30 protein-coding genes are annotated in these 25,295 nt (G+C 50.6%); 16 read left to right on the forward strand and 14 right to left on the reverse strand.

Going from position 1 to position 25,295, the window contains the following annotated elements; genetic code table 11:
* Positions 1-60: 60 nt before the first annotated feature.
* The 6 genes from FOC35_RS00170 to FOC35_RS00195 all read right to left on the reverse strand — a co-directional run bounded on the left by FOC35_RS00170 (position 61) and on the right by FOC35_RS00195 (position 3,337).
* Entirely contained in the window at positions 61-252 is a 192-nt protein-coding gene (locus FOC35_RS00170; protein WP_172567782.1) for a TrmB family transcriptional regulator, read from the reverse strand.
* A gap of 257 nt (positions 253-509) precedes the next feature.
* The gene (locus FOC35_RS00175; protein ID WP_172567783.1) at positions 510-1,325 is read right to left on the reverse strand and encodes an antitermination protein; all 816 of its coding nucleotides are present in this window, start codon (positions 1,323-1,325) and stop codon (positions 510-512) included.
* Positions 1,326-1,339: 14 nt separating this feature from the next.
* Entirely contained in the window at positions 1,340-2,374 is a 1,035-nt protein-coding gene (locus FOC35_RS00180) for a DUF968 domain-containing protein (RefSeq protein ID WP_172567784.1), read from the reverse strand.
* On the reverse strand, positions 2,359-2,730 hold the full coding sequence (locus FOC35_RS00185) for a RusA family crossover junction endodeoxyribonuclease (RefSeq protein WP_172567785.1): 372 nt from the start codon (positions 2,728-2,730) through the stop codon (positions 2,359-2,361). The genes FOC35_RS00180 and FOC35_RS00185 overlap by 16 nt, the downstream gene beginning before the upstream one ends.
* Positions 2,730-2,933, reverse strand: coding sequence for a hypothetical protein (locus tag FOC35_RS00190; protein WP_172567786.1), 204 nt, complete (start codon positions 2,931-2,933; stop codon positions 2,730-2,732). The genes FOC35_RS00185 and FOC35_RS00190 overlap by 1 nt, the downstream gene beginning before the upstream one ends.
* Entirely contained in the window at positions 2,930-3,337 is a 408-nt protein-coding gene (locus FOC35_RS00195; protein WP_172567787.1) for a DNA-binding protein, read from the reverse strand. Before FOC35_RS00195 ends, FOC35_RS00190 begins: the two co-directional genes overlap by 4 nt.
* 1,100 nt (positions 3,338-4,437) lie before the next feature.
* Here FOC35_RS00195 and FOC35_RS00200 point away from each other — a divergent pair.
* Entirely contained in the window at positions 4,438-6,309 is a 1,872-nt protein-coding gene (locus tag FOC35_RS00200) for an NACHT domain-containing NTPase (protein ID WP_172567788.1), read from the forward strand.
* 240 nt (positions 6,310-6,549) lie between these two features.
* Here the strand turns inward: FOC35_RS00200 and FOC35_RS00205 are convergent, their stop codons facing one another.
* The 6 genes from FOC35_RS00205 to FOC35_RS00230 form a co-directional block, all read right to left on the reverse strand.
* A complete protein-coding gene (locus FOC35_RS00205; protein WP_172567789.1) occupies positions 6,550-6,711 on the reverse strand; it encodes a hypothetical protein in 162 nt (53 codons plus the stop codon).
* A gap of 246 nt (positions 6,712-6,957) precedes the next feature.
* On the reverse strand, positions 6,958-7,281 hold the full coding sequence (locus tag FOC35_RS00210) for a winged helix-turn-helix transcriptional regulator (protein ID WP_172567790.1): 324 nt from the start codon (positions 7,279-7,281) through the stop codon (positions 6,958-6,960).
* 37 nt (positions 7,282-7,318) lie between these two features.
* Entirely contained in the window at positions 7,319-7,780 is a 462-nt protein-coding gene (locus FOC35_RS00215; protein WP_254065340.1) for a replication protein P, read from the reverse strand.
* Complete coding sequence (locus FOC35_RS00220) at positions 7,770-8,738, reverse strand: DUF1376 domain-containing protein (RefSeq protein ID WP_172567792.1); 969 nt, start codon at positions 8,736-8,738, stop codon at positions 7,770-7,772. Before FOC35_RS00220 ends, FOC35_RS00215 begins: the two co-directional genes overlap by 11 nt.
* 55 nt (positions 8,739-8,793) lie before the next feature.
* Positions 8,794-9,348 (reverse strand): toxin YdaT family protein, encoded by a 555-nt coding sequence (locus FOC35_RS00225; RefSeq protein ID WP_172567793.1) that lies wholly within the window; start codon positions 9,346-9,348, stop codon positions 8,794-8,796.
* 1 nt (position 9,349) lies between these two features.
* Positions 9,350-9,574 carry a helix-turn-helix transcriptional regulator gene (locus tag FOC35_RS00230; protein ID WP_172567794.1) on the reverse strand — a complete coding sequence of 75 codons (225 nt, stop codon included), beginning with the start codon at positions 9,572-9,574 and terminating at the stop codon, positions 9,350-9,352.
* A gap of 107 nt (positions 9,575-9,681) precedes the next feature.
* Between FOC35_RS00230 and FOC35_RS00235 the strand changes: the two genes are divergently transcribed.
* From FOC35_RS00235 to FOC35_RS00265, 7 genes are all read left to right on the forward strand, one after another.
* Positions 9,682-10,068: a helix-turn-helix domain-containing protein gene (locus FOC35_RS00235; RefSeq protein WP_166993839.1), complete on the forward strand. Its 387-nt coding sequence runs from the start codon at positions 9,682-9,684 to the stop codon at positions 10,066-10,068.
* 246 nt (positions 10,069-10,314) lie between these two features.
* A complete protein-coding gene (locus FOC35_RS00240) occupies positions 10,315-10,503 on the forward strand; it encodes a hypothetical protein (protein ID WP_126356899.1) in 189 nt (62 codons plus the stop codon).
* A gap of 10 nt (positions 10,504-10,513) precedes the next feature.
* Positions 10,514-10,651, forward strand: a complete 138-nt coding sequence (locus FOC35_RS00245) for a hypothetical protein (protein ID WP_164716872.1) — start codon at positions 10,514-10,516, stop codon at positions 10,649-10,651.
* Between the two features lie 46 nt (positions 10,652-10,697).
* A complete protein-coding gene (locus FOC35_RS00250; RefSeq protein WP_172567795.1) occupies positions 10,698-11,042 on the forward strand; it encodes an Rrf2 family transcriptional regulator in 345 nt (114 codons plus the stop codon).
* A gap of 141 nt (positions 11,043-11,183) precedes the next feature.
* A complete protein-coding gene (locus FOC35_RS00255) occupies positions 11,184-13,217 on the forward strand; it encodes an exonuclease (RefSeq protein WP_172567796.1) in 2,034 nt (677 codons plus the stop codon).
* Positions 13,218-13,271: 54 nt separating this feature from the next.
* On the forward strand, positions 13,272-13,517 hold the full coding sequence (locus FOC35_RS00260; RefSeq protein ID WP_172567797.1) for an excisionase: 246 nt from the start codon (positions 13,272-13,274) through the stop codon (positions 13,515-13,517).
* Complete coding sequence (locus FOC35_RS00265) at positions 13,498-14,625, forward strand: site-specific integrase (protein ID WP_172567798.1); 1,128 nt, start codon at positions 13,498-13,500, stop codon at positions 14,623-14,625. The genes FOC35_RS00260 and FOC35_RS00265 overlap by 20 nt, the downstream gene beginning before the upstream one ends.
* 119 nt (positions 14,626-14,744) lie before the next feature.
* Here FOC35_RS00265 and icd read toward each other — a convergent pair whose 3' ends face one another.
* Entirely contained in the window at positions 14,745-15,995 is a 1,251-nt protein-coding gene (icd, locus tag FOC35_RS00270; RefSeq protein WP_172567799.1) for an NADP-dependent isocitrate dehydrogenase, read from the reverse strand.
* 136 nt (positions 15,996-16,131) lie between these two features.
* Between icd and rluE the strand changes: the two genes are divergently transcribed.
* The 8 genes from rluE to FOC35_RS00310 all read left to right on the forward strand — a co-directional run bounded on the left by rluE (position 16,132) and on the right by FOC35_RS00310 (position 23,893).
* Positions 16,132-16,764 (forward strand): 23S rRNA pseudouridine(2457) synthase RluE, encoded by a 633-nt coding sequence (gene rluE / locus FOC35_RS00275; RefSeq protein ID WP_172567800.1) that lies wholly within the window; start codon positions 16,132-16,134, stop codon positions 16,762-16,764.
* A 9-nt stretch (positions 16,765-16,773) separates the two neighbouring features.
* A complete protein-coding gene (locus FOC35_RS00280) occupies positions 16,774-17,235 on the forward strand; it encodes an NUDIX hydrolase (RefSeq protein ID WP_172567801.1) in 462 nt (153 codons plus the stop codon).
* 53 nt (positions 17,236-17,288) lie between these two features.
* Positions 17,289-18,398 (forward strand): tRNA 2-thiouridine(34) synthase MnmA, encoded by a 1,110-nt coding sequence (gene mnmA / locus FOC35_RS00285; protein ID WP_039898094.1) that lies wholly within the window; start codon positions 17,289-17,291, stop codon positions 18,396-18,398.
* Positions 18,399-18,420: 22 nt separating this feature from the next.
* A complete protein-coding gene (hflD, locus tag FOC35_RS00290; protein WP_172567802.1) occupies positions 18,421-19,050 on the forward strand; it encodes a high frequency lysogenization protein HflD in 630 nt (209 codons plus the stop codon).
* A gap of 16 nt (positions 19,051-19,066) precedes the next feature.
* Positions 19,067-20,437, forward strand: coding sequence for an adenylosuccinate lyase (purB, locus tag FOC35_RS00295; protein ID WP_172567803.1), 1,371 nt, complete (start codon positions 19,067-19,069; stop codon positions 20,435-20,437).
* 119 nt (positions 20,438-20,556) lie between these two features.
* Entirely contained in the window at positions 20,557-21,228 is a 672-nt protein-coding gene (gene phoP, locus FOC35_RS00300) for a two-component system response regulator PhoP (RefSeq protein ID WP_016535912.1), read from the forward strand.
* On the forward strand, positions 21,229-22,698 hold the full coding sequence (phoQ, locus tag FOC35_RS00305; RefSeq protein WP_172567804.1) for a two-component system sensor histidine kinase PhoQ: 1,470 nt from the start codon (positions 21,229-21,231) through the stop codon (positions 22,696-22,698).
* Between the two features lie 73 nt (positions 22,699-22,771).
* Positions 22,772-23,893: a cupin domain-containing protein gene (locus FOC35_RS00310; protein ID WP_016535910.1), complete on the forward strand. Its 1,122-nt coding sequence runs from the start codon at positions 22,772-22,774 to the stop codon at positions 23,891-23,893.
* A gap of 63 nt (positions 23,894-23,956) precedes the next feature.
* On the opposite strand, the gene FOC35_RS00315 is transcribed toward FOC35_RS00310, so the two are convergent.
* Positions 23,957-24,487, reverse strand: a complete 531-nt coding sequence (locus tag FOC35_RS00315) for a hypothetical protein (RefSeq protein WP_172567805.1) — start codon at positions 24,485-24,487, stop codon at positions 23,957-23,959.
* Between the last annotated feature and the right edge of the window lie 808 nt (positions 24,488-25,295).

Consider the following 25,295-nt stretch of genomic DNA (forward strand, 5'->3'; position numbering starts at 1 on the left):
GAATGGCTGGCCGGGTGCGTCAACACCCACCAGCCGCCCATTTCCACAGCAGGGCCTCCATTATTGGAGGCGTTTATAACATCCGAACTGATAATCTGATAAACCCGCCATCACAAGCTGCGTCAGTATTAACTGGCAGCGTTCGTGCGTCAGGCGCGTACTCTGTGCAATTTCCCCAACGGTCGCCGGGTTCTGGCTTAACGCATTAAAAACAGCCTTTGCCGTTTCTGTCATATCCTGCTGATTTAGCATGTCTTTTACCTCAATGTTTGGCATGACACACAGATAACTCTGGTTCGATATCACAGCAAGCTGAAAGTTAGATATACGGCCTGAAAGGTTGATTTTCCGCCTATACGAAACAATTTCGGCGTTGTGGCGCTTCAAAATAAAAAACCCGCCGGAGCGGGTTTAGTAACGTTGGATATACAAAGCCCATCGTTAATATGAAATCTAGCCAAAAACGGCAAACTTTGCAAGCATTATGCTGTTATAAACGTGATTTATAGCTAACTTTGCATTCTCGTTACTTTTTTTAATTGGTTGTCGGTATAGCTTTCCTCTTCAAAACATTTCGTCACCAAGCTTTCATAGAATGGTTTCCAGCTATAGCGCCACGTTCGATCTGGCAGGCTGGGGAGCATGGAAAATATACCGCGATAAGCGACTGAGGATTTTGGCCGGCTATAACCCCGACCTTCGCAGCGATTACACTGCTTGTAGACTGGCGTGCCCTGAAACTCAGTGGCTTTTTTATCCAGCGTTTGGCCCGTACCACCACACCTGCAACGCTTACTTATTTTTCCCGTACCTCTGCACTTTTCACAGAGGCATTGATCGACTTCGGTTACAGCTCGTGAAACCTCGAAATCTGATGGTGACTGACGCAAATCTTTAGCCCACTGAGGAAGTCGCATTGTGTAATGACTTTTCATCACGACATTTTTTTTTGCAATAACCCCCCTTCCTTTACATCCAGGGCAGTCACTGTAGTCAGCAGCCGAGGACGCATAATCGCTGTAGGCGTACTTAGCTATAACCTGCATGCAAAGGAGGAATTTTTTCCCAGCGGCTTTTCTTACCGACAGCGGGGCTTTTTCTTTGGCATAAGCGGCTAACCAGCCTATTGCCGCCCCCCTATCCTGGCTACTGATGCCAGCTTTTCCAAGATACATCGCAAGACCAATACCGGCCTCTGCCTGGGTCATTCCCAGCGCGGCCATTACATCCGTTACTGTAAGTTGCTCGCTTGCCGTAGCTCTGCCAGAGTCGGAAATATGCATGCCTTTAGGTGCAAAAAATTTAGGGATAGATTCAAGATTCATGCGTTCTCTCCAGGTTACGCCAGGACGCCGAGTGCAAAGGCTCGGTCCAAAGTGTTTTTGAGCATGACCAACTGAGAACCGTGCTTACGCTCGAATTCCCTTTGGTCTCGGTGAAGTTCGTCATGGCATTTCCGACACAGCGGAATAGCAAAACTGTCGTGCGATTTTGTACCCATCCCTCCCTGTCCATGCCCGATGAGGTGATGGGGATCATCCGCAGAAGAGCCACAGCCCTGGCACGGTTGGGCCTTAACCCATTGCAGATAACCTGGATCTTCCCAGCGAATTCGTTTTGGTCTGGAAAAAAACGTTTGGGGAGACTCAGGATCTACCACCAGCGCCACCACGGGCTTTCCTCTGACTTGCTCCTGCTCCTTCTGTTGCTGGAAATATGCAGTTCTCTTCGCCAGTTCGCTGGTGGCCTGTACAGATGGTTCAAGATCGGTTTCACGATAAACAGAGAGGATGGGGTCAGGCTTGAAGTTGAGCGCGCGCCGGGCCATGGTCTCCCCTATCGCTTCGGAAACGCCCATATAAACAGCCCACCAGCAAAGCTCCGCCAGTGAAAGCTCTCTGTCACTATTGAATCCGAGCTTTGAAAGAACCGCATCGATCACCCAGGCTTTCACGTTCTGCAACGCTATTGCTTCCAGTTGCTCTGTACTCTGATCCCGTAGTTTGTTATCACACGACCAGCAAAGAAGCATGGCGCCGGGGCTATGCCGCATTGTTACCTTTTCATTATGGTGATAATCCGTGTGTGGCCACTGGCAATGATGGACGCTGCGAAATAGCCATGACTCGAGCGAAGTCATGCCACCAGCAGCCTGAATCACTCGCTCATCAGAAAAAAAGGTATCGAGGGCTGTATCTTCAATCAATGGCTGCCGCGCATCCGGTATCTTTCCCGAGGGAAGGTGTGCCATCGCCTTTGGGGGCATTTCGATAAGCACCCTGCCATAACCAAAAAGCTGCATCAGTTCCCGGCCCGGCTTGAGCAAGACCACGCCCATATTATGTGCAATCTCCACGGTCAGAATAGCGCGCATGGTTCGGCCTCCCGGATAATGATTTTGCCGGTTATTCCCCATATTTTTGACACGCGCCCATCCCAGATATGGCTATCCTCGCCAAACAAGGCATCAAGTAACGCTTTCTCAAGATTGTCTTTGTCTGGTCGCGACTGGTGTGGCTTGCCGTCATACTCCGCCTGTTTCTTTTTGCTCCAGCTCGGCGGCATTGGAAGAACGAAAATAACGTGGTAACCACACTCAGGCAGCTCTATTCGGTTCAGGCGCACTTCATCGCAAAACGCCCGGTACCGTAAAACCTCAGGCCGTTTCTTCCACTTATCAGCGCGTGTCATTCTCGGTTTGCCCATAGGGGTTATGCTGTAGGCTTTCATCACTGCCTCCAGCACGGCTGTTGGTAGGTCCGGTCGATTCGCGGCGGTGTTTTACCTTCAGGAAGGAGCGCGCTGACAATCCAACTGGTGTAATCCGGAGCAAGGCTCTTTTCCGTAACGACTCCATTGGCCTTGTATCGCGTCACTAACTCTTCGGCTTGCGCTGCGGTCAGGTTGTCATGCTGGAACCAGCCCTTTTTCATAGCTGCGCTCCATGAAGTTTCAGGAACGCGGCTGCCCTCTCACGTGCGCCGGGCTGATCATCAATCATTTCCTGCAAGAGTTGCACAGCAAGAAGCGGTTCCTTATCTCCGGCAATCGCTATGCCGCGGGAAACGCCCCGGGTGATAGTGATAATGCCTTTTCGCTCGAGGGCTTTGAGGTGTTCCGCTGCAGCGTTTGGTGAGCTGACGCCGAGTAAGCCAGCAAGCTCGGTTGTGGAAGGTGGATAGCCATTTTTCTGTATGAAAAAAACCAGAAGATCGAATACTTCTTGTTGACGAGGCGTCAGGGTGTGGGTTGTTGCTGGACGTGTAAAATGCCCGGCTGAGCCATTATGGCTGTCGGGTTGATTTGTTTCAGGTTTCTTTGATGTGTTATGCGCCATGGTAGTCTCCGTGGCGCAGCAGGTGCAGGGTGTTCAGTCCTACGAGTGAAGTGTATCAAAGCAACTTGTGATTCGGTAGCCCGCTTTCTCAAGCATCTCTGTAAAAAGTGTCGGTGTGCCAATTATCTCGTTAGGCTGAAGGGGAACGAACGATACCTCATCACCACGCCTGTATAACAATGCTCTGCCGCCATCCGGGAATGAACTAAATCTAGCGACCACGGCATAATCCTCGCAACGAATAAGCGCGTAGCCTGTGTCCGGCAACTCTTCATTAATTTTTATCACTTCGTTCCCCTCTGGCAGTCCCCAAACGACGTATTTTTTACATCAGACCTTGCCTAGCTTCATGGTCTGCGGTCAGTCATTCTGGGTATTACGGAGGATAATTGCATCGCTCAAAAATTCCTCCCTAAATAAAGTACTGTATGAATGTACAGGTATTATTAACCTGTTTATTTAGGATTGCAATGAAAAAGGCTCCGAAGATCCTTAGGTTAGATTTATTGTTTTTCAGTAGGTTAAGATTTACTCACACACTTATGCTCACCTGCACATAACTGGAGAGGATTTCCCTAACAATAGCTCAGCATATGACGACACCTACCGCATAACCGCGGTGCGCCACCGGCTTAGTCTTCTCATGCTTCTCACCCAATGAGCCCAGTTGCGGAAGCATGATTAGGGTAAGCCATAGGTAAAATATTCAATGCTACTCACAATAAACAGTGACATGATTACTGATCTTGACCCGCTATCTCCAGACAGCTCTTTCTGTCAGTATTTTTCCGAATACGCAAAAACATTCAGATACTCGAACCACAGTTCGATAATGTTCACGAGATCTGGTTTAAGCCAAGCACGAGAGTTAAAGTACGTCATTAAGGGATAAGAGACTATGCTACTAATAAACATGCTAACGACAAAGTGGTGTTGGTTCACGTGCTTTTGAGCATCGCAACTTCGTTCTTAGCTACCCGGCAGATAACGTCTATCAGCTAACCTTAATCCAGCTTTGCTTGACCCTTTTCGTTAATATGATTTAAATTTTCCCTTATATGAGATATGGTTACAAGATTCCTTCTTATGAGAAAACACACATGGATCCATTACTTACTCAAATACTAATCAATGGCACTGGCGAAGCGGTAAAAGTCATGACAGAGAAATTGCTTTCTTCTAGATGGCTTAAAGGTACCGAGGAGTCCATGGGAATAGTTGAGCAATTAAATCAACCTGAGATCAGAACTAAATACATTGAGAAACATGTATCCAATGCGCTACGCATGAGAACGCTCCACCAGCGAGAACATGATATTTTACTTAATGAAATATACTTCCCTTTAACAGTAATAAATGCAGCAAATAGCGATGAGTTCATAGTTAATGACGAATGTATCTTATCTCACTCGCGAATCTTAAATATCATTGGCATTGCAGGTCAAGGTAAAAGCACTATCCTAAGAAAATTATTTCAAAACGAAATTAGACTCAATAATAGAATCCCTTTTTTTTTAGAGTTAAGAAGAATTGAAAATGGAACGATATTAGATTATTTTAAATCAACCCTTGAGTCCATGGGTGTTGATATAAATCGATCGAATAACCATGTCGAACTACTTCTACAATCCGGGAAAATTATTCTAATGCTTGACGGTTTCGATGAGGTGAAATCTCATGCAAGACTTGAAATACTTTCTCAAATAACAGAATTAAACATACGGTATAATTGCCCAGCAATTGTTACAAGTCGCCCAGAAACTGAAGTATGCAGAGAGACATCTATTAATAACTTGCTAGTTAAAGGGTTAGACGAGGAAAGCCAACTTGGCATATTAAAAGTATTATCAAATCAAAACGAATTCAAAGAATTATCTAGTATAATTAGAGACAACCCTCAGCTAAAAGAAACTCTCAAAACACCGATCTTGATAAATCTTTTATATGTATGCTACCCATACTGGGATGAACTCCCAAGTAACGTTGTTGAGTTTTATAACAAGTTATATGTCACGTTGTACCTTAAACATGATAGGATGAAATCTTGGGCTCGTGAACGAAAGTCAACACTTAATACCGATGATTCCTTATGGTGCTTCTCTGCCTTATGCTATTTTTCGATGAAAGATGAAATTTTTGAATTCGACACAATATCGCTTACAAAATATGCAAAAAAAGCCCTAAATGCCGCTAGCTTCGACATAAAAGAATGCGAAAATTTTGTAGATGATATAATCAACATTACCTGTTTAATTCAACAAGATGGTTTAGACAGATATGTATTCCTCCATAAATCAGTACAAGAGTACCATGCCGCTTATACAATAAGTAATCTCCCCAAAGAAATAAATAAACAATTTTACGATTCGATTACAGAAAACTTATCATCAAATGATAAATTCGATAACGTTTTGAATTTTCTACATTACATAGATAAAGATGCCTTTCAAAAAAATATTTCTATAGAGTATTTCGAAAAGCTAGGGCTGGCTGACATTGTAGATCTTGATCTAGATGATGTTTGTGATTTTATAATTAAAAAAATACAAAAATTAAACCTGTATGGTGTGAAAGATGAAAACGATCAAGTATCTTGGGAAATGATGGACGTCATATCTTCAGAGATTGGTCTTGATATATTGCCTCTTATGAGAGGAGGGCAACGTATTAATGATGACACCCTAGATATAACGATATTTGAGGCCGCCAATGAAGATTTTCATATTTCTGAACTTGAAAAATATGACTATGCTCATGTTGTTAATAAACACACAAATGAAGCTTACAAAACAAGATATACAATTACTCTTTCTAGCTTCATGATTGAAAACAACTTACTCTTAAGTGTTGCCGAGAAATTAAAAGAAATAACCTCTGAATATTATCACTGCGTTTACATCCCATTAATTGCAGAGAGGGAAAGAAAGACTCAGGCTTTATATAAAGAGTTTGAGATCAAGAGAGATATTTGAAGTTAATTACTTCCCTTAATTCCTAAGCAGGATAAGTTAATACTAACTAGTTCTGCTTTTGTTTTATTAAAAAACAAACTTTATTATAGAAGTTATTAACGCATGGCAATCATTACTGATCTATGTACACAACCTGAGGATATGGTGGGATAACTGAACATAGAAACCTAAATACTAAAAGCGGCGCTGAAATTAAAAAGGCCACCTAAGCAGCCTTATATACACTACCTGCCCTGCTTATTAGAGTAATTTATCCAACAAATCAGTGACACGTTGGTGTTGTGCAAACAAAAAATCTTGTAAGCTAAGCTGAAAATTGCTTGGAGTATGAAAGGTTGCGTGCCTTTGTAGCTCATCACAATAAAACTGCTGAAGTGCTTTTAGTTGGGAGATATTCATCATATCACTCCTTATTTCATGTTCACGGCCGAAAATAGAAAGCTCAGTTACAAAATTGGCTACACCATTAGGCCGTGTCCTTATTATAGCACACACACAAAAAATCTCCCGTTCTAATGCCTGTAATGAAAAAAATTACTGAACGTTCCAATGTGACTCCGGGGTTAAACATATAGACAGATAGAAGCTAGAAACATAACTTTCTCTTTTGACGTAATAGCTTTTGTTCCCGGGCTTCGATTTTTTTGCTCATTTGCCTGCACTCCCGAAAATCTTGTGAACCCGATAGCCCTGCCAGTTCTTCCTGCATACCTCAGCCATTGCCTGCCTGGCCCGCTGGTGGCGCGGCGCCGTTTTCCGGCGGCATACTTTGCTTTCCCAGCCCTGGGCAAGTCTCATTTCGGGAAATTCGGTGGTACCGCAGCGCTTGATGATTCCCTTACGCAAAAGGTGCATCAGGATGTTCCATGCTCCGGTGCTGTCGCGTTCCAGAACCTTAGCCAGCTGTCGTGCAGTGGCCCTTTTGTTCTCCTTGAGAAAGTTGATCACTTTCTGATGGTTTTCGCTGTTCATGTTTAATCCTTTGGTCATTGGTCAAAACTCGATTTATTCAAAGCAGCCCAGCCGCTTTTTTACGCTTATATTCCGCCATCATCTGTTGCGCTGGAGTTGGTCCCGATGGTCTTGCTGGGGCCGCCAGTTGCCGCCGAATGGGCGGTATCGAATAGCCAGCCCCCACCCGCTTTTCCCAGTGAGATAACTTCGCTGCTGCAAGCTTGTCCATTTCGGGCTGAGTCAACCGGCGCTCCACTCCTTCACGCCGCATTTCTACGCAAATGTGGTAGAGCACGGGATGCTTCCACGGGTACTGCCCAGATGTGCTGTACCGCCATGACTCGTTTTTCCATTTGCAATATTCATGCTTCACGTCTTCCACCGTCAGCCCAAAACTACCGCCACTTGCATCTGCGACCAGCGCAACAAACTCAGCAAAATCGGGTGGCCATGTGCTTCCAGCAGCACAGCGTTCGATGCAGACGTTACACACACGAGTTAATTCTTCAGCGCTCATCGCTCCAATCTGCTGCTCCCAGAGATCCGATGGACGATTGCCATTCTTCGCAATCCAGCGGTTGCTGTAGATTTTTGTCATGAGGTCCCACAGCCGCCATGCCGGAGTGTCCACCGTGGTGCTGTCGTTCCCGAATGTACTGCTCGCGGCCCTCGCGTAACTGCCGTTCTGCGATGGACTCCGCGTTTCCAGCTGGGTTTTGCCCATTGGTCACCTGCCTGTTTTTGGGGTTGTCCTGGCAACGCTGCAGCCAGGTTGTGATGAATTTCTTGATGCCGTTCGGCGTTTTGCGCTTCTTCGGGTTACTTTCGAGCCAGCCGCACATGTTCCGCAGCTCCTGAGGTACATCCACCGCCGGGTAAAGCTCCCTTCGGCTTTCGAGGTAATTCAGCGTTACGGCATGCGACAGACCGCCGATTAACGGCAGCGATATAAAAATTTCTTCAGGGGAAATTTCCGGGAGAGCACGGCGCTGATCACTTTCAGCGTCGGGCATATTGTTTTTAGGTTTTATATCTTTATCTGTATCTGGATCTTTATTAGTTGGGTTCCCGTTACCCTCCTGTTCCAACGGAGAATGAACGCCCGTTGAACGGTCGTTGCTTTGCCGTTCTGATTCCGTTCCTTTTTTGGCTTTTCTCGCCATAGCGGAGGCACGACCTGCAGCAGACTTCTGCTCGAGCGAATTGCGGACCCCCTCGAGATCACGTTCAATACGATCATGTTTCCATTCACTACCGTTATCGCTGAAAAACTCCTTCAACGAGCTTTCAACGGAAATCCAACGGTCGTTACTCAGCCGTGCAATTTTTGGCAGACGGCTCTTCGGTATCGCTCTCCCTGTTTGCCAGTAATTGAACATGAGCAGCAGGTATGCACCGTGCTCTTCTGTTGACAGATGCATGGTGTCCGCCAGGTAATCAGCAATGTAGAGTTGCATGTAAGGCAGCGCGGCCATGGTTACTCCTGATGCCCGAAAGAACCGGGCTTAATGGTCATTGGTCAAAACTCGATTAGAAAAACTGCGGCGTCACTGCGCCTATGCTGGCAAGCAACGGTCCTGCTACGTCTGAGGGCAACATGTTAAAAAGCGCAATAGCTGCCTCTCTGATCTCTTTCTCTAGCTTCTGCAGCGGCGCGCCTAACAATTTGGCCTGGTGCGCCTCACCGCACTCTTTAATCGCTCGGGCCACCAGCTCAGCCTCAGTCATTCCAGAACGCAGCCCGTGCTTTCTGGCAATTTCCAGGGGCATGGATTCACTGATCGCCACGGCAAGCTGCATTACGTAAGCGGTGTATTTGTCGGAGTTAGCTTCATTTTTCAGATAACGAAAAAGATTCTGTTTGTTGATCGTTATCCCCCTTCCCCCCAGTTTTTCCCATTGTTCCGCCACCAGCCGAGCAATCTTTTCCTGTGCCTGGCCCGGCAAAGTGAGTTCCCACTCATGCACTGCGTCACGGAGAGCACGATGTTTAATACCGTCACGGCGGTGGCCAACATTCTGATTTTGAGTTTTCAACGAAAACCGGGGTTGTTGGTTAGGATGTTTGTAGGTTGTGAATTGCATGTCAGTCCTCGCTTTGAGTTGATGCTTCAAGAGGGAAAACCGTATCAAGTGTGCAACTTGCTCCAAGGCAATTGAGCGTATCGACAATTGCTCTACATTCAGAAAGGCCCGGCTCGCGCAGGCTTGCCTCATAATTTGATAGCCGGGAACGCCCCCAGCCGAGAGCCTCCGCAAGCTGTGTTTGCGATATCCCTAACTTTTGGCGTTCCGAAGAAATGTTATTCACAGGTGTTCTCCCTAATTATTGACAGACCAATTTAGACACGAAACGTGTCTACAGTCAACCTCAAAACGTGATCAAACATGTGCCACAAAGCGTGGTAAAATTTCATTATGAAAACTATGTCCGAAATCATCGGCGAGAGACTAAAGACTCTTCGCGACAGCAAGAACTTAAGCCAAGCGCAACTTTCCAAGCTGTGCGGTTGGGCTACTGCTTCACGTGTCGGTAATTACGAACTGGGTGTGAGAAACATCGGGGTTGATGACGCGGTTATTTTGGCAAGAGTTTTAGACACAACGCCAAGTTACATCTTATTTGGGGATGAGGAGAATCGCGGGCAAGAGCTACCTGATAAACAAAGGAAAATTCTAAAACTTTTCTCGCAACTGCCTGAGTCAGAACAAGATAAGATGATTGATCTCTTCGAGGTTCGTTTGAAAGAGATTGATGAGTACGTTGAAAAGTATCTTAAAGGCCGCTTTAAACCAGCCTCCTAGCCCCGTCTCCTAAAAAACCAGCTTCCTGCTGGTTTTCTTTTATCCAAAACAAACACATTTCGTGTATTGACTACCAGACACAAGATGTGTCTATAATTATCCCATCAAATACACAGTCATCCAGGCAGGAAGCCCACGAAGTAGCTGCCGGCGGCATACGAAACACCGGATGAGATGACACATTGAAATGCGCAGCAGGCAGTACCGTTCCGCCAGCCTGGCGATAAGGGCAAAGAGAGAGGATTCATGGCTAAGAAACAATTCACCGTAGTCATTAGCGGCGATGGTGGTTATCGCACTTATCGCGTTATGGCGGAGGACTGGAAGGACGCAGACAGGATCGCAGATGGACAGCATCGCAGATTAAATCCTGACGATAAATCATCGGAGATTGGCGTGGCCGCAGTCATAAGAGGCTGGCCGGAGGTTTGGTAAGGGGAAAAGCATGATTGATTTCGCACGTAAACCAGCAGCACATCAGGCTACTCGCCTGAATGTTTTTGAAGTGATGCTTCGTAAACTCTGTTACATCCTGGCCCAGAAGGGCAACCCGGCTGCCGACCAACAGCCTGCAGTGCGTTAAACATCGAGTTTTGACCAATGGCCTGCACTGGCCGAGGAATATGATTATGGAATTTGGCATGAAGCGCGTGATGGCATCTGTTCACGCAATGGCGGCATTACAGCGCATCTCAAACGGATCGTTTGTGGCCCTGACCACACTTAGCAAAGAGGCGAATCTTTCCACCTCTTACCTCGAGCAGATTTTCAATAAGCTGCGCGTCGGAAAGCTCGTTGTTTCTCAACGAGGCCCAGGAGGCGGTTATGCGCCCCGCGCTGGTGATATTTCAGTTTCAGAAGTCATCCGGGCCGTCAGTAAGATCCCCAATAACGGCACCTTTAAACCCGTCCTGACCGCACTTGATGGTGTGTTGCTGTCTGAGCTGGCAAAGAGTCAATCAGCAGCCCCATAAAGCACAAAACCCGCGCAAGGCGGGTTAAGTACCCGGTCAGCCGACCAAAGCTTTCCGGAATCGAGTTTTGACCAATGACCACTACCCAAAAGCGGCAATCACTGGCTGCGGGTATCTTACATCCAAAAAAGAGGCCCCGATATGGAATTCTTTAATTTAATCAAAGCGACTCAAAAATCAGGCAAGCCTGATGCCATCCACTGGCAGACAGCAAAAACCGAAGCCCGCGCAAACCTGATGCTTGATGTGGCCCTGGAAGATGCCGGTATAGAAACCGGCCGCGGCCACGATTACAACAAGCCAGTCAGGACTGATTTCCCTGTTTTCGATGATCTTCCGAAGGAAGGCACTGTCGATTTCGATTGGTGCAAGCGTTACGAGCTGGCGGAAGACGGCAGAACCTGGCAGTTGATTCAAACAGCTGCAGTTGACGACGAAGAAGCGGAGGAGCTAAGCGACGCTATTGAAAGTTACAAAATGGGTCTCAGCGTCGAACTCGCTCATTTCTGGATCGGAGGCATGTTTACAGCAACGCCAGAAGAGCGAGCGGCCGCAATCAAGGCCCAAATGGATATGGACAATAACTATCTCCAGAATGTCATTCTGGCGGTTAACTCCGTTGAACCTCTAAAGCAGTGTCACAACCATATACGCCATACCCTCCTAGAGGCTATCAAGGTTATCTGGCCACTGGATGGAAAGACTCCTGAATTGTCTCACGTTCTGGCGTTCTCAAAAGAGTGGATCGAAGCCCTGAATGATAATTCAGCCGGCCGAGGTAACCACCGGGCTGACGTCATTGAAAAATGGAAGGCAAAGTCTGCACCACAGCCTGCTGCCGTCCATTCCGTTAAAAGCGAACCGGAGAACATGATCAGGACTGATGTCGGAACCAATGCGGGTGGACAGATAAAAACTGACCGCAACCCGGATCTGGCCCCTTCCCTGGATGTTCTTGATATTGAAATCGCAGCGGCCACCCTCCCCATGGATTTTAATATCTACGAATTTCCCGCAGGCGTCGTTCGCCGGGCGAAGGAAATCATCACCAATAAAGAAGAACCATGGAAAACATGGAGTGCCGTTCTTCGCAAATCACCAGGTATTCTGGATTTTTCCCGAGGCGCAATTTTTGCCCTGGTCCGTAACGCTCCGACGGAAGTGCTTCATTCCATCCCGGCGCTTACAAGTTATGTAGTTAAAAATCTGCTTGAGATTAAATTCATGCCAGATGACGGGAACCCAAATAGCGAAGAGCGCTGGAACGCTATTCAGCACTATTTCAAGGCCCCCGCAGCAGTGGGAGAAAGCGGTGAGAATGTTGATCAGCAGCATACAGAAAGCAACCAGCCACCAGCCCAACTGGTAAAAGTCGGAGCCGGTGTTTTCGATGCTACAGCTCTGTTTAATGCCCCTTCTAAGGATACTGCTGCGGAGAATATAAACAATGTGCCGGTGGAAGAAGCTAACAACCATGAAACCAAAACTGATTCTGAAATTCAGCCTGGCGAAAAAACAATTCACTCAACTGAAAGCCATGTTGCTGTTAATCAGAAAACAGATGCCCTGAATAACGATTCCGTTCATCGTAATGAGAGCACCGAAACGCAGCTATTCACTCATCTAATGGTTGACCTGGAATGTTTTGGCTCCAACCCTGATGCTCCGATCGTTTCCATAGGCGCAGTGTTTTTCAATCCTGAAACCGGCGGGATGGGAAGTGAGTTTTACAAGGTCATCAGCCTTGGTTCTTCCATGGGGTTCGGCGGCCAGCCGGACGCAGATACAATTCTTTGGTGGCTGAAACAGTCCGCGGAAGCCCGCTCTGCAATTCTGGTGGATGATGCCATACCGCTGGATGATGCCCTGCTACAGCTCAACGAATTTATCTGCGAAAACGCCGCAAATGGACCTGCTTGCGTTCAACTATGGGGGAATGGCGCTACATACGACAATGTCCTGCTGCGCAGCTCTTACAGACGTACCGGTATCCCTGCGCTCTGTGAGTTTCGGAACGATAGGGACGTCAGAACAATCGTCGAACTAGGCAAAGCGATTGGCATTAATCCGCGCTATGAAATTCCTTTCGAAGGTGATCAGCATAACGCCCTGGCAGATGCCCGCCATCAGGTTAAGTACGTTTCTGCCATCTGGCAGCAGCTGATTAAAAACTGATTCTGCGTTTTCACAACATGGCCCATCTCTGGGCCATGATTCAGAGGTACACATATGCTTCAAATGCTTACTCTCGAAGAATGGGCCGCGGAAAAATATCGGAGCAACCCTCCCGCAATGAATACGCTGCGCCGCTACGCTAAACAAAATATGTTCTCTCCGCCGGCGACCAAACAGGGGCGTCTGTGGCGCGTCAGGGAAGATGCAGAGATTGTTGGTGAACTGGCAAACCCCGTAATTAGAAAGACGGACTCGCCCTTACTACAAAGGATTTTATCGGATGGCTGCCAGACCGCGTAAAAATCAGGTAAAAGTGCCGAACCTTTACCCTCTCTACAGCCGCAAGATGAATAAAGTCTACTGGCGGTATAAGCACCCTGTAACGGGTAAGTTTCATGCGCTGGGCGATAACGAACAAGAGGCAATCGCAATTGCCACCGAGGCAAACGCAAGGATTGCAGAACAACGAACGCGGCAAATATTGGCGGTGAGTGACAGAATCGCCACCAGCAAAGGTAAAGCAATCACCGCCAATACCTGGCTGGATCGCTACTGTAGTATTCAGGATGAAAGGCTTAAGAGCGGAGATATAAGGCCGAATACCTATAAGCAAAAGGCCAAACCTATCGCGTTGCTTAGGGCGCGTGTGGGTATGAAAACTATCTCAATGGTAGACGTAAGAGACATAGCTCAAATACTCGACGAGTATATTGCTGATGGCCAGGCCCGTATGGCTCAGGTCATACGCTCTGTTCTAATCGATGTATTCAAAGAAGCTCAGCACGCTGGGGAGGTTCCGCCAGGTTACAACCCAGCTCTCGCCACAAAGCAGCCGCGCCGGAAAATTACTCGTCAGCGATTAAACCTTGAAGAGTGGAAGAAAATATTTGCAATCGCTGATGTAAATCACCGCTATTTGGGTAATGCCATGCTATTGGCCGTCGTCACTGGCCAGCGCCTTGGCGATATTTCCAAAATGAAATTTAGCGATATCTGGGATGATCACCTTCATGTGATCCAGGAAAAAACAGGCAGCAAGATTGCTATTCCCTTGTCTCTTCGATGTAACGCCATTGATTGGTGCCTGCGCGATGTGGTGGCCCGCTGCCGAGATTATGCGGTGAGCCCGTACATGGTTCATTTTTTTCGGGCAACGTCCCAAGCTGAACGAGGTGCTCAGGTGAAATCCAATACGATCACCATGAACTTCAGCAAAGCAAGGGACAGAGCAGAAATTGATTGGGGAGAAGGGACGCCGGCAACTTTTCATGAGCAAAGATCTTTGTCGGAAAGGCTTTACGAGGCACAAGGAGTAGACACCAAAAAACTCCTTGGGCACAAGTCACAGAAACAGACAGACCAATACCATGATGATCGAGGAAAGGATTGGACTACGTTGGCTATATGATGGGTTGTACCGATGGGGTTTTGATAACTTATTTTGATAAAATTTTGATAACCGTTCGAAAGCTAATAATAAAAACGGGAACCCTAAGGCTCCCGTTGTCACATCACCAGCGAGGCTGATTACATGTGTTTAATGATAGCGTCGCCAAACTCTGAACATTTCAGCAGTTTAGCGCCATCCATCAGACGCTCGAAGTCATAAGTTACGGTCTTCGCGTCGATTGCGCCTTCCATACCTTTAACGATCAGGTCAGCGGCTTCGAACCATTCCATATGACGCAGCATCATTTCTGCGGACAGGATGATGGAGCCTGGGTTTACTTTGTCCTGGCCTGCGTACTTAGGCGCGGTGCCGTGGGTCGCTTCGAACAGCGCGCATTCGTCACCGATGTTTGCGCCCGGTGCGATACCGATGCCGCCAACCTGCGCCGCCAGGGCGTCAGAGATGTAGTCCCCGTTCAGGTTCATACAGGCGATAACGTCGTATTCAGCAGGACGCAGCAGGATCTGCTGCAGGAACGCATCGGCGATCACGTCTTTAACCACTATCTCTTTGCCGGTTTTCGGGTTCTTGATTTTCACCCAAGGGCCGCCGTCGATAAGCTCGCCGCCGAACGCTTCGCGAGCCAGCTGGTAGCCCCAGTCTTTGAACGCGCCTTCGGTGAACTTCATTATGTTGCCTTTGTGCACCAGGGTTACGGAATCACGGTCGTTGGTGATTGCGTATTCGATGGCCGCACGAACCAGGCGTTTGGTGCCTTCTTCGGAGCAAGGCTTGATGCCGATACCGCAGTGCTCAGGGAAACGAATTTTCGTTACGCCCATTTCGTCACGCAGGAACTTGATAACTTTATCCGCTTCGGCGCTGTCTGCTTTCCACTCGATACCCGCATAGATATCTTCGGAGTTCTCACGGAAGATAACCATGTCGGTCAGCTCTGGCTGTTTAACCGGGCTTGGGGTGCCCGCGTAGTAACGCACCGGGCGCAGACACACGTACAGGTCAAGCTGCTGACGCAGCGCAACGTTCAGGGAACGAATACCGCCGCCGACCGGGGTGGTCAGTGGGCCTTTGATAGCAACGCGGTAGTCACGAATCAGGTCAAGAGTTTCTTCTGGCAGCCAGACGTCCTGGCCATAAACCTGGGTAGATTTTTCACCGGTGTAGATTTCCATCCAGGAAATTTTCCGCTCGCCCTTATAGGCTTTCTCCACGGCGGCATCCACCACTTTAATCATGGCTGGCGTAACGTCCACACCAATCCCGTCCCCTTCAATGAAAGGAATCACCGGGTTATGAGGAACGTTGAGTTTGCCATTTTGCAGGGTGATCTTTTTACCTTCCGCCGGAACGACTACTTTGCTTTCCATTCACCTCTCCTTCGAGCGCTTCTGGTTTTTGTTAATGATTTGTAATTTGCGGGCTCATACTACTGCAATATCAGGCTCGCGCCAATCACTCATGATTTCCGTTATAATGCGTTAATCCACCCGCCCTGAAAATACTATGAACAAAACTTCTTTTAAGAATCACCAAGTTAAACGATTCAGCAACCAGCAGACCGCGAAGCGCAAGAAGCCCGGCGGGCCAAAGAAGCTGGTTATCTTTAATAAACCTTACGATGTGCTGCCGCAGTTCACCGACGAAGCGGGGCGCAGTACGCTGAAGGATTACATCCCGCTGGCAGGGATTTACGCAGCAGGCCGCCTGGACCGCGACAGCGAAGGGCTGCTGGTGCTGACCAACGACGGCGCGCTACAGGCCAGGCTGACCCAGCCGGGCAAAAAGACCGGCAAAATTTACTATGTGCAGGTGGAAGGCGAGCCGACGCAAGAAGCCCTTGCGGCGCTGCGTAACGGCGTTGAGCTGAACGATGGCCCCACCCTGCCCGCAGGTGCAGAGCTGGTGGGCGAGCCGGAATGGCTCTGGCCGCGCAACCCGCCAATCCGCGAGCGTAAATCAATTCCCACCAGTTGGCTTAAAATCACGCTTTATGAAGGCCGTAACCGCCAGGTTCGCCGCATGACGGCGCACGTTGGCTACCCTACTTTGCGCCTGATCCGCTATGCAATGGGGGATTTAACCCTCGACGGCCTCGAGCCGGGCGGCTGGCGCGAACTCCCACTCACCTCAGCATAAGGAAAGCCCATGTTTAAACCGCACGTCACCGTTGCCTGCGTAGTACAGGCCGAAGGTAAGTTTTTGGTTGTTGAGGAGACAATTAACGGCAAGGCGCTGTGGAACCAGCCTGCCGGGCACCTGGAAGCGGATGAAACGCTGCTCCAGGCCGCTAAACGCGAGCTGTGGGAAGAAACCGGCATTACCGCCGAGCCGCAAAGCTTTATCCGTATGCACCAGTGGATAGCCCCGGACCAGACGCCGTTTTTGCGTTTTCTGTTCGCGATCGATCTCGAAAAACAGCTGCCGACCACGCCGCATGACAGCGACATTGATTGCTGCCACTGGCTGGACGCGGAGCAAATTCTTACCGCCGATAACCTGCGCTCGCCGCTGGTGGCAGAAAGCATCCGCTGTTACCAGCAGAAGGAGCGTTACCCCCTCTCGATGTTAGGCGCTTTTAACTGGCCGTTTTCCGGGGGTGCCAAGTAAAAGGCTGCGTGATAGAATACGCCGCTTTGAAGTTCAATGTCGTGAGTATCTCCATGTCTGATAACAGCCAGAAAAAAGTAATCGTCGGGATGTCCGGCGGTGTCGACTCCTCCGTTTCCGCCTGGTTGCTGCAACAGCAAGGTTATAAGGTGGAAGGCCTGTTCATGAAGAACTGGGAAGAAGACGATGGCGAGGAATACTGCACCGCGGCGGAAGATTTAGCTGACGCCCAGGCGGTCTGTGACAAGCTCGGCATTGAACTGCACACCGTTAACTTTGCCGCAGAATACTGGGATAACGTGTTCGAATTGTTCCTGGAAGAGTACAAAGCCGGGCGCACGCCAAACCCGGATATTCTGTGCAACAAAGAAATCAAATTTAAAGCCTTCCTTGAGTTCGCCGCAGAAGATTTAGGTGCCGACTACATCGCCACCGGCCACTATGTGCGCCGCGCCGACGTGAACGGTAAAAGCCAGCTGCTGCGCGGCCTGGACGGCAACAAAGACCAGAGCTACTTCCTGTACACCCTGAGCCACGAACAGATTGCCCAAAGCCTGTTCCCGGTTGGCGAGCTGGAAAAACCGGAAGTGCGCCGCATCGCCGAAGAGCTGGATCTTATAACCGCGAAGAAAAAAGACTCCACCGGTATTTGTTTTATCGGCGAGCGCAAATTCCGCGACTTCCTTGGCCGCTACCTGCCAGCCCAGCCGGGCAAAATCATCACCGTTGACGGGGATGAAGTAGGTCAGCACCAGGGGCTGATGTACCACACGCTCGGCCAGCGCAAAGGCCTCGGCATCGGCGGAACCAAAGAAGGGTCCGAAGATCCGTGGTATGTGGTCGATAAAGACGTCGAAAAAAACATTCTGGTGGTTGCCCAGGGTGGCGAGCACCCTCGCCTGATGTCGGTTGGGCTGATTGCCCAGCAGCTGCATTGGGTAGACAGAGAGCCGCTGACCGCGCCGCTGAGCTGCACGGTGAAAACGCGCTACCGCCAGGCAGATATTCCCTGCACCATTACGCCGCTGGACGCTGAACGTATTGAAGTGCGTTTTGAAGAGCCGGTTGCAGCCGTTACGCCAGGCCAGTCCGCGGTGTTCTACCTCGGCGAAGTGTGCCTCGGCGGCGGCATTATTGAGCAGCGCCTGCCGCTCGTTAATTAATTACACACAAGGACGCAGCCCGGTGGCTAAAAACTACTACGACATTACCCTCGCGCTGGCGGGCATTTGCCAGTCGGCTCGTCTGGTGCAGGAGTTAGCGCATCAGGGCCATTGCGACAGCGACGCGCTGCGCGTCTCGCTCAACAGCGTGATTGACCTGAACCCGGGCTCGACTTTAGCGGTTTTTGGCGGGAGTGAAGCTAACCTCAAGCCGGGCCTGGAAACGCTGCTCGGCGTGCTGAACGCCAGTAGCCGCCAGGGGCTGAACGCCGAGCTGACCCGCTATACTCTCAGCCTGATGGTGCTGGAGCGTAAACTCCACGCCAGCAAAGGCGCGATGGACACGCTGGGTAGCAAAATTAACGGCCTGCAACGCCAGCTTGAACATTTTGATCTTGAGTCAGACACGCTGCTGAGCGCGATGGCCGGGATTTATGTTGATGTCATTAGCCCGCTTGGCCCGCGTATTCAGGTCACCGGCTCCCCTGCCGTGCTGCAAAGCCCGCAGGTGCAAAGCAAAGTGCGCTCCACGCTGCTGGCCGGTATTCGTGCCGCCGTGCTGTGGCACCAGGTCGGCGGTGGCCGCCTGCAATTAATGTTTTCCCGTAGTCGCCTGACCACTCAGGCCAAACAAATTCTTGCTCATTGTTAACCTCTCAGGAGTTGTTATGGAATTATCCTCACTGACCGCCGTTTCCCCCGTTGACGGGCGCTACGGCGACAAAGTCAGCGCTCTGCGCGCTATTTTCAGCGAATTTGGTCTGCTGAAATTCCGCGTACAGGTCGAAGTACGTTGGCTGCAAAAGCTGGCCGCGCACGCAGCGATCAAGGAAGTTCCTGCTTTTGATGCGGACGCAAACGGTTACCTTGATAAAATCGTCGCTGAGTTCAGCGAAGCCGATGCGGCACGTATTAAAACCATCGAGCGCACCACCAACCACGACGTAAAAGCGGTTGAATACTTCCTCAAAGAGAAAGTGGAAGCGCTCCCTGCCCTGCACGCGGTGTCCGAATTTATTCACTTCGCCTGTACGTCCGAAGACATTAACAACCTGTCTCACGCCCTGATGCTGGAGACGGCTCGCAAAGAAGTGGTGCTGCCGTACTGGCGCAAAATTATTGATGCGGTGAAAGACCTGGCGGTGCAGTACCGCGACATCCCGCTGCTGTCCCGTACTCACGGCCAGCCTGCTACTCCGTCCACCCTCGGGAAAGAGATGGCTAACGTCGCTTACCGTATGGATCGCCAGTTCCGCCAGCTGGAAAAAGTCGAGATCCTCGGCAAAATCAACGGCGCGGTCGGGAACTATAACGCCCACATCGCCGCTTACCCGGAAGTGGACTGGCACCAGTTCAGCGAAGAGTTCGTGACTTCTCTGGGCATTCAGTGGAACCCGTACACCACCCAGATCGAGCCGCACGACTACATCGCCGAGCTGTTCGACTGCATCGCCAGGTTCAACACCATCCTGCTGGACTTTGACCGCGACGTGTGGGGCTATATCGCCCTGAACCACTTCAAGCAGAAGACCATTGCGGGTGAAATCGGCTCGTCCACTATGCCGCACAAAGTGAACCCGATTGACTTCGAAAACTCCGAAGGCAACCTCGGCCTGTCTAATGCTCTGCTGCAACACCTGGCAAGCAAACTGCCTGTTTCCCGCTGGCAGCGTGACCTTACCGACTCTACCGTACTGCGCAACCTCGGCGTGGGCATCGGCTATGCGCTGATCGCTTACCAGTCCACCCTGAAGGGCGTGAGCAAGCTGGAAGTGAACCGCGACCGCCTGCTGGACGAGCTGGATCACAACTGGGAAGTGCTGGCTGAGCCAATCCAGACCGTGATGCGCCGCTACGGCATTGAAAAACCGTACGAGAAGCTAAAAGAGCTGACCCGCGGCAAGCGCGTTGACGCCGAAGGCATGAAGCAGTTCATCGACGGCCTTGAGCTGCCGGAAGAAGAAAAAACTCGCCTGAAGGCGATGACCCCGGCAAATTACATTGGCCGCGCAACCACTATGGTTGACGAACTGAAGTAATCCCCGTGACGCCGTCGCCCGGCGGCGTCTATTTCCTGCTGTTTATCCGTCGTTTACTCCTCCTCTTTGATAATTCGCGTTAAACTAACATGGCAAATTAACGGATTGAGGGAAAAGCGATGCGCGTTCTGGTTGTGGAAGATAATGCCCTGTTGCGTCACCACCTTAAGGTGCAGCTGCGTGAAGCTGGCCATCAGGTTGATGCTGCGGAAGATGCAAAAGAGGCCGACTATTTCCTTAATGAACACACGCCGGATATTGCGATTGTTGACTTAGGCCTGCCGGACGAAGACGGCATGAGCCTGATCCGCCGCTGGCGCAGCCACGATGTCACCATTCCGATTCTGGTGCTGACCGCCCGCGAAGGCTGGCAGGACAAAGTAGAAGTACTCGGCGCGGGTGCCGACGACTACGTGACCAAACCGTTCCACCTGGAAGAAGTGGTGGCGCGCATGCAGGCTTTAATGCGCCGTAACAGCGGCCTGGCCTCGCAGGTTATTTCCCTGCCGCCGTTCCAGGTTGACCTGTCCCGCCGTGAGCTGTCGATCAATGACAATCTGATCAAGCTGACGGCATTTGAATACACCATTATGGAAACCATTATCCGCAACGCCGGAAAAGTGGTAAGCAAGGATTCGCTGATGCTGCAACTGTACCCGGACGCTGAACTGCGCGAGAGCCACACCATTGACGTACTGATGGGCCGCCTGCGTAAAAAAATTCAGGCAGAGTATCCGCAAGAGGTGATTACCACCGTGCGCGGCCAGGGCTACCGGTTCGACTTACACTAAATGCCAAATATTTTTCGCCATATTCTGCCGCTCTCGCTGCGGGTTCGCTTCTTGCTGGCTACCGCAGCGGTCGTGATGGTGCTGTCTCTTGCCTACGGCGTGGTTGCGCTGGTTGGCTACAGCGTCAGCTTCGATAAAACCACCTTCAGGCTGCTGCGCGGCGAAAGCAACCTGTTCTACACCCTCGCCAGTTGGAAGGACGGTAAACTACAGGTTGACCTGCCCGAGAACGTAAGCGTGCAAAGCCCGACCATGGCGCTGATTTACGACGAGCACGGTAAGCTGCTGTGGATGCAGCGCAACGTGCCGGACGTGGTGCAGCAGATCCAGAAAGAGTGGCTGAGCGGGAACGGCTTCCACGAACTGGAAGCGGACTTCGCCACCAGTAGCGCCCTGCTGGACAACGACAAAGACCGCCTCGCCCAGCTAAAAGACATGCACGACGACGAAAGCGACGACGGCTACGAAATGACCCACTCGGTGGCGGTTAATCTCTACCCGGCCACCGCGCACATGCCTGCCCTGACTGTGGTGGTTGTGGATACCATTCCTATCGAGCTTAAACGCTCTTATATGGTATGGAGCTGGTTTATTTACGTCCTGCTTGCCAACCTGTTACTGGTGGTGCCGCTGCTGTGGCTCGCCGCCTGGTGGAGCCTGCGCCCTATTCAGGAGCTGACCCAGGAAGTGCGCGAGCTGGAAAAACACGACCGCGACAGCCTCAACCCGGAAACCACCCGCGAGTTAACGAGCCTGGTGCGCAACCTTAACCAGCTGCTGCGGACCGAGCGTGACAGGCACGACAAATACCGCACCACGCTGACGGATTTAACCCACAGCCTGAAAACGCCGCTGGCGGTGTTGCAGTCCACCCTGCGTTCGCTACGCACCGACAAAATGGACGTTGAGGAAGCCGAACCGGTGATGCTGGAGCAGATCAGCCGTATTTCCCAGCAAATCGGCTATTACCTGCACCGCGCCAGCATGCGCGGCAACGGCACATTGCTGAGCCGCGAACTGCACTCGGTTGCCCCCCTGCTGGACAAACTCTGTTCGGCGCTGAACAAGGTTTACCAGCGCAAAGGGGTGAACATCACCCTGGACGTGTCACCGGAAATTACCTTCGTTGGCGAGAAAAATGACTTTATGGAAGTCATGGGCAACGTGCTGGATAACGCCTGTAAATACTGTCTTGAGTTTGTTGAAATCACCGCCCGCCAGACCGAAGATTCGCTGCACCTGATAGTGGAAGACGACGGCCCCGGCATCCCGGAGAGCAAGCGAGCCATGGTGTTTGACCGCGGCCAGCGGGCCGACACGCTGCGCCCCGGCCAGGGCGTGGGGCTTTCTGTCGCCAGAGAAATCGTGGAGCAGTACAGCGGCGAGATCCAGACCAGCTCCAGCCCGCTCGGCGGCGCAAGAATGGAAGTTATTTTCGCCCGCCAGCAGCCTGAACAGGATGAGGATTGAAATAGTCCCGTAAGCGGGGCCGCCATCCGTTATAATCCGTGTCAGGCTCCTCCACCTGCAGGAAGACAACAATATGGATTACCAACTGGATTTAAACTGGCCCGACTTTATCCAACGCTACTGGCAAAAACGCCCGGTGGTGTTGAAACGTGGCTTTAAAAACTTCATCGACCCTATCTCACCGGACGAACTGGCGGGCCTGGCCATGGAAAACGAGGTGGACAGCCGCCTTGTGAGCCACCAGGGCGGGAAATGGCAGGTCAGCCACGGGCCGTTCCAGAGCTACGATCACCTGGGCGAGAACAACTGGTCGCTGCTGGTGCAGGCGGTGAACAACTGGCACGAACCTTCCAGCGCCCTGATGCGCCCCTTCCGCGCCCTGCCCGACTGGCGCATTGATGACCTGATGATCTCTTTCTCTGTTCCCGGCGGCGGCGTTGGCCCGCACCTGGATCAGTACGACGTGTTTATCATCCAGGGAACCGGCCGCCGCCGCTGGCGCGTGGGCGAAAAAGTCGCCATGAAGCAGCACTGCCCGCACCCGGACCTGCTCCAGGTTGAGCCGTTCGACGCCATCATCGACGAAGAGATGGAGCCTGGCGACATTCTGTATATTCCACCGGGTTTCCCGCACGAGGGGTACTCCCTTGAAAATGCCCTGAACTATTCGGTTGGCTTCCGTGCCCCAAGCGGCAGAGAGCTTATCAGCGGTTTTGCCGACTACGTGTTGCAGCGTGAGCTGGGCAGCCTGCGCTATACCGACCCGGATGTTCCTGAGCGCCAGCACCCGGCGGATGTTCTGCCCCAGGAGCTGGATAAGCTGCGCGGCATGATGCTGGACATGGTTAACCAGCCGGAAACCTTCAACAGCTGGTTCGGGGAGTTTATTACCCAGTCCCGCCACGAGCTGGATGTGGCCCCGCCGGAGCCGCCTTACCAGCCGGATGAGATTTACGACGCACTCCAGCAGGGTGATTCCCTGGTTCGCCTTGGCGGCCTGCGCGTGCTGCGCATTGCCGGTGAGGTTTACGTTAACGGCGAGAAGCTGGACAGCCCGCACCGCCCGGCGGTAGAAGCCCTGGCAAGCCACATTAAGCTGGATGCGGAGAAATTTGGCGACGCGCTGGAAGATCCTTCCTTCCTGGCGACGCTGGCCGCTCTGGTGAACAGCGGCTACTGGTTCTTCGAAGACTAACGCCCTGTTCTCCCGCCTTCTCACCAAAGCCGCTTGCCGGCTGAGAAGGCGGGACACTTCTGCTTAATGAAGACCCGGCAACACGCCACCGTCTATCATTGCCAGCCCTTTCTTCGTGCGCACGAACCGCGGCGCTTTTAAATCTTCTTCCAGCATGCCGAACACTTCATATAACAGGTCCGTTATCTGCACCTGCTGCTCCGCTGAAAGCTCCTGGTTCAGCAGCACCATGGTTAAGGCGGAACAATATTCGCAGAGGGTTTCTGACTCTGTTTCCAGCGGGGTGCGGAGCTTATCTAGCTGCCCTTCTTCTACCGTTAACTGCTCAATAAGGTATTGCGGCAGCGGGTTATCTAACACCGCTCTCAGCACATTAAACCCCGACAGCAGACGCCCACACAGCGCGATATATTCAACGTGATTATCTGTTTCGATTAATTCACCGGCCCAGCAGCGGCAAACATTCAGCACATGAAATAAATCGTCCGTTGCGCCCAGCGGCGTTTTTAATAAAGCTGTAATATCTCCGGCCATAAGCTTTTGATCATCTTTGATTTCCGGGTGGATAAATGTGTTACTATCGGCACCAGCCATGGTGTGACTCCTTTGAAGTTACATTGTGGTTAGCCCTCGTTTGGTGTTGGCGCACCATTCGGGGGCGACTCTATATTCACTACCTTAAATTGCCCCCCTACCCTCTTACTTATCACTGGATAAGTCAACAGTATGGACTTGCTAAATTATTGGAAACCTTGAGAATTTGAGGAAGATCCCGAAAACATGATAACTGGAAACCTCGTTGCATTTCCTTATTCCTTTTTCGGTATATTTGATAATTGCGAGCTTGATTCCAAATTCTTGCTGCTTATTTTTCTGGCGTGATTTCTACTTCTGAAAAAGGATCCTAGTTTCTTTAGAGACATTTCAGTGACGGATATATTTTTGTTGCGTTTGTTATGATTCCCATTCGCGTACCTCTGCGAAACACCATTCTTGCCAGGGAACTTAGCTCCCAGAATTGGTAGATGGGTTAATTGATGGTTGGTATTTTTTGTTTTGGTTATTTAGAGTGGGGATTAATATGTACTTTGAGCAACAAGCGGATGGTATAACTGAACTGAAGGTCCGCTGTGAGCGAGAAGCGGAAGTTCGCAATTTTGATCACCGCACAAGGCGCATTACTATGTTTTGTTAAAAAAATTTTTTTCTATGTCTAAACACGAAAGTTACAATGGCGTTTTTATTTCAAACAACGGTCAATTTTCCGGATTTCTTAAAATTTCTGCTCCCCAGTGTCCCGGGTCGTCAGGCCAATTGCGCTAACCGGCACGCCGGCAAGCTCCGCCGAACCGACAGAGGCGACAGAAGCCGCATTTCGGGCCTAGTGGCTTGGCCTTTGTAA

The organism is Cedecea sp. FDAARGOS_727, assembly GCF_012273235.1.
Classification (GTDB): Bacteria; Pseudomonadota; Gammaproteobacteria; order Enterobacterales; family Enterobacteriaceae; genus Cedecea; species Cedecea davisae.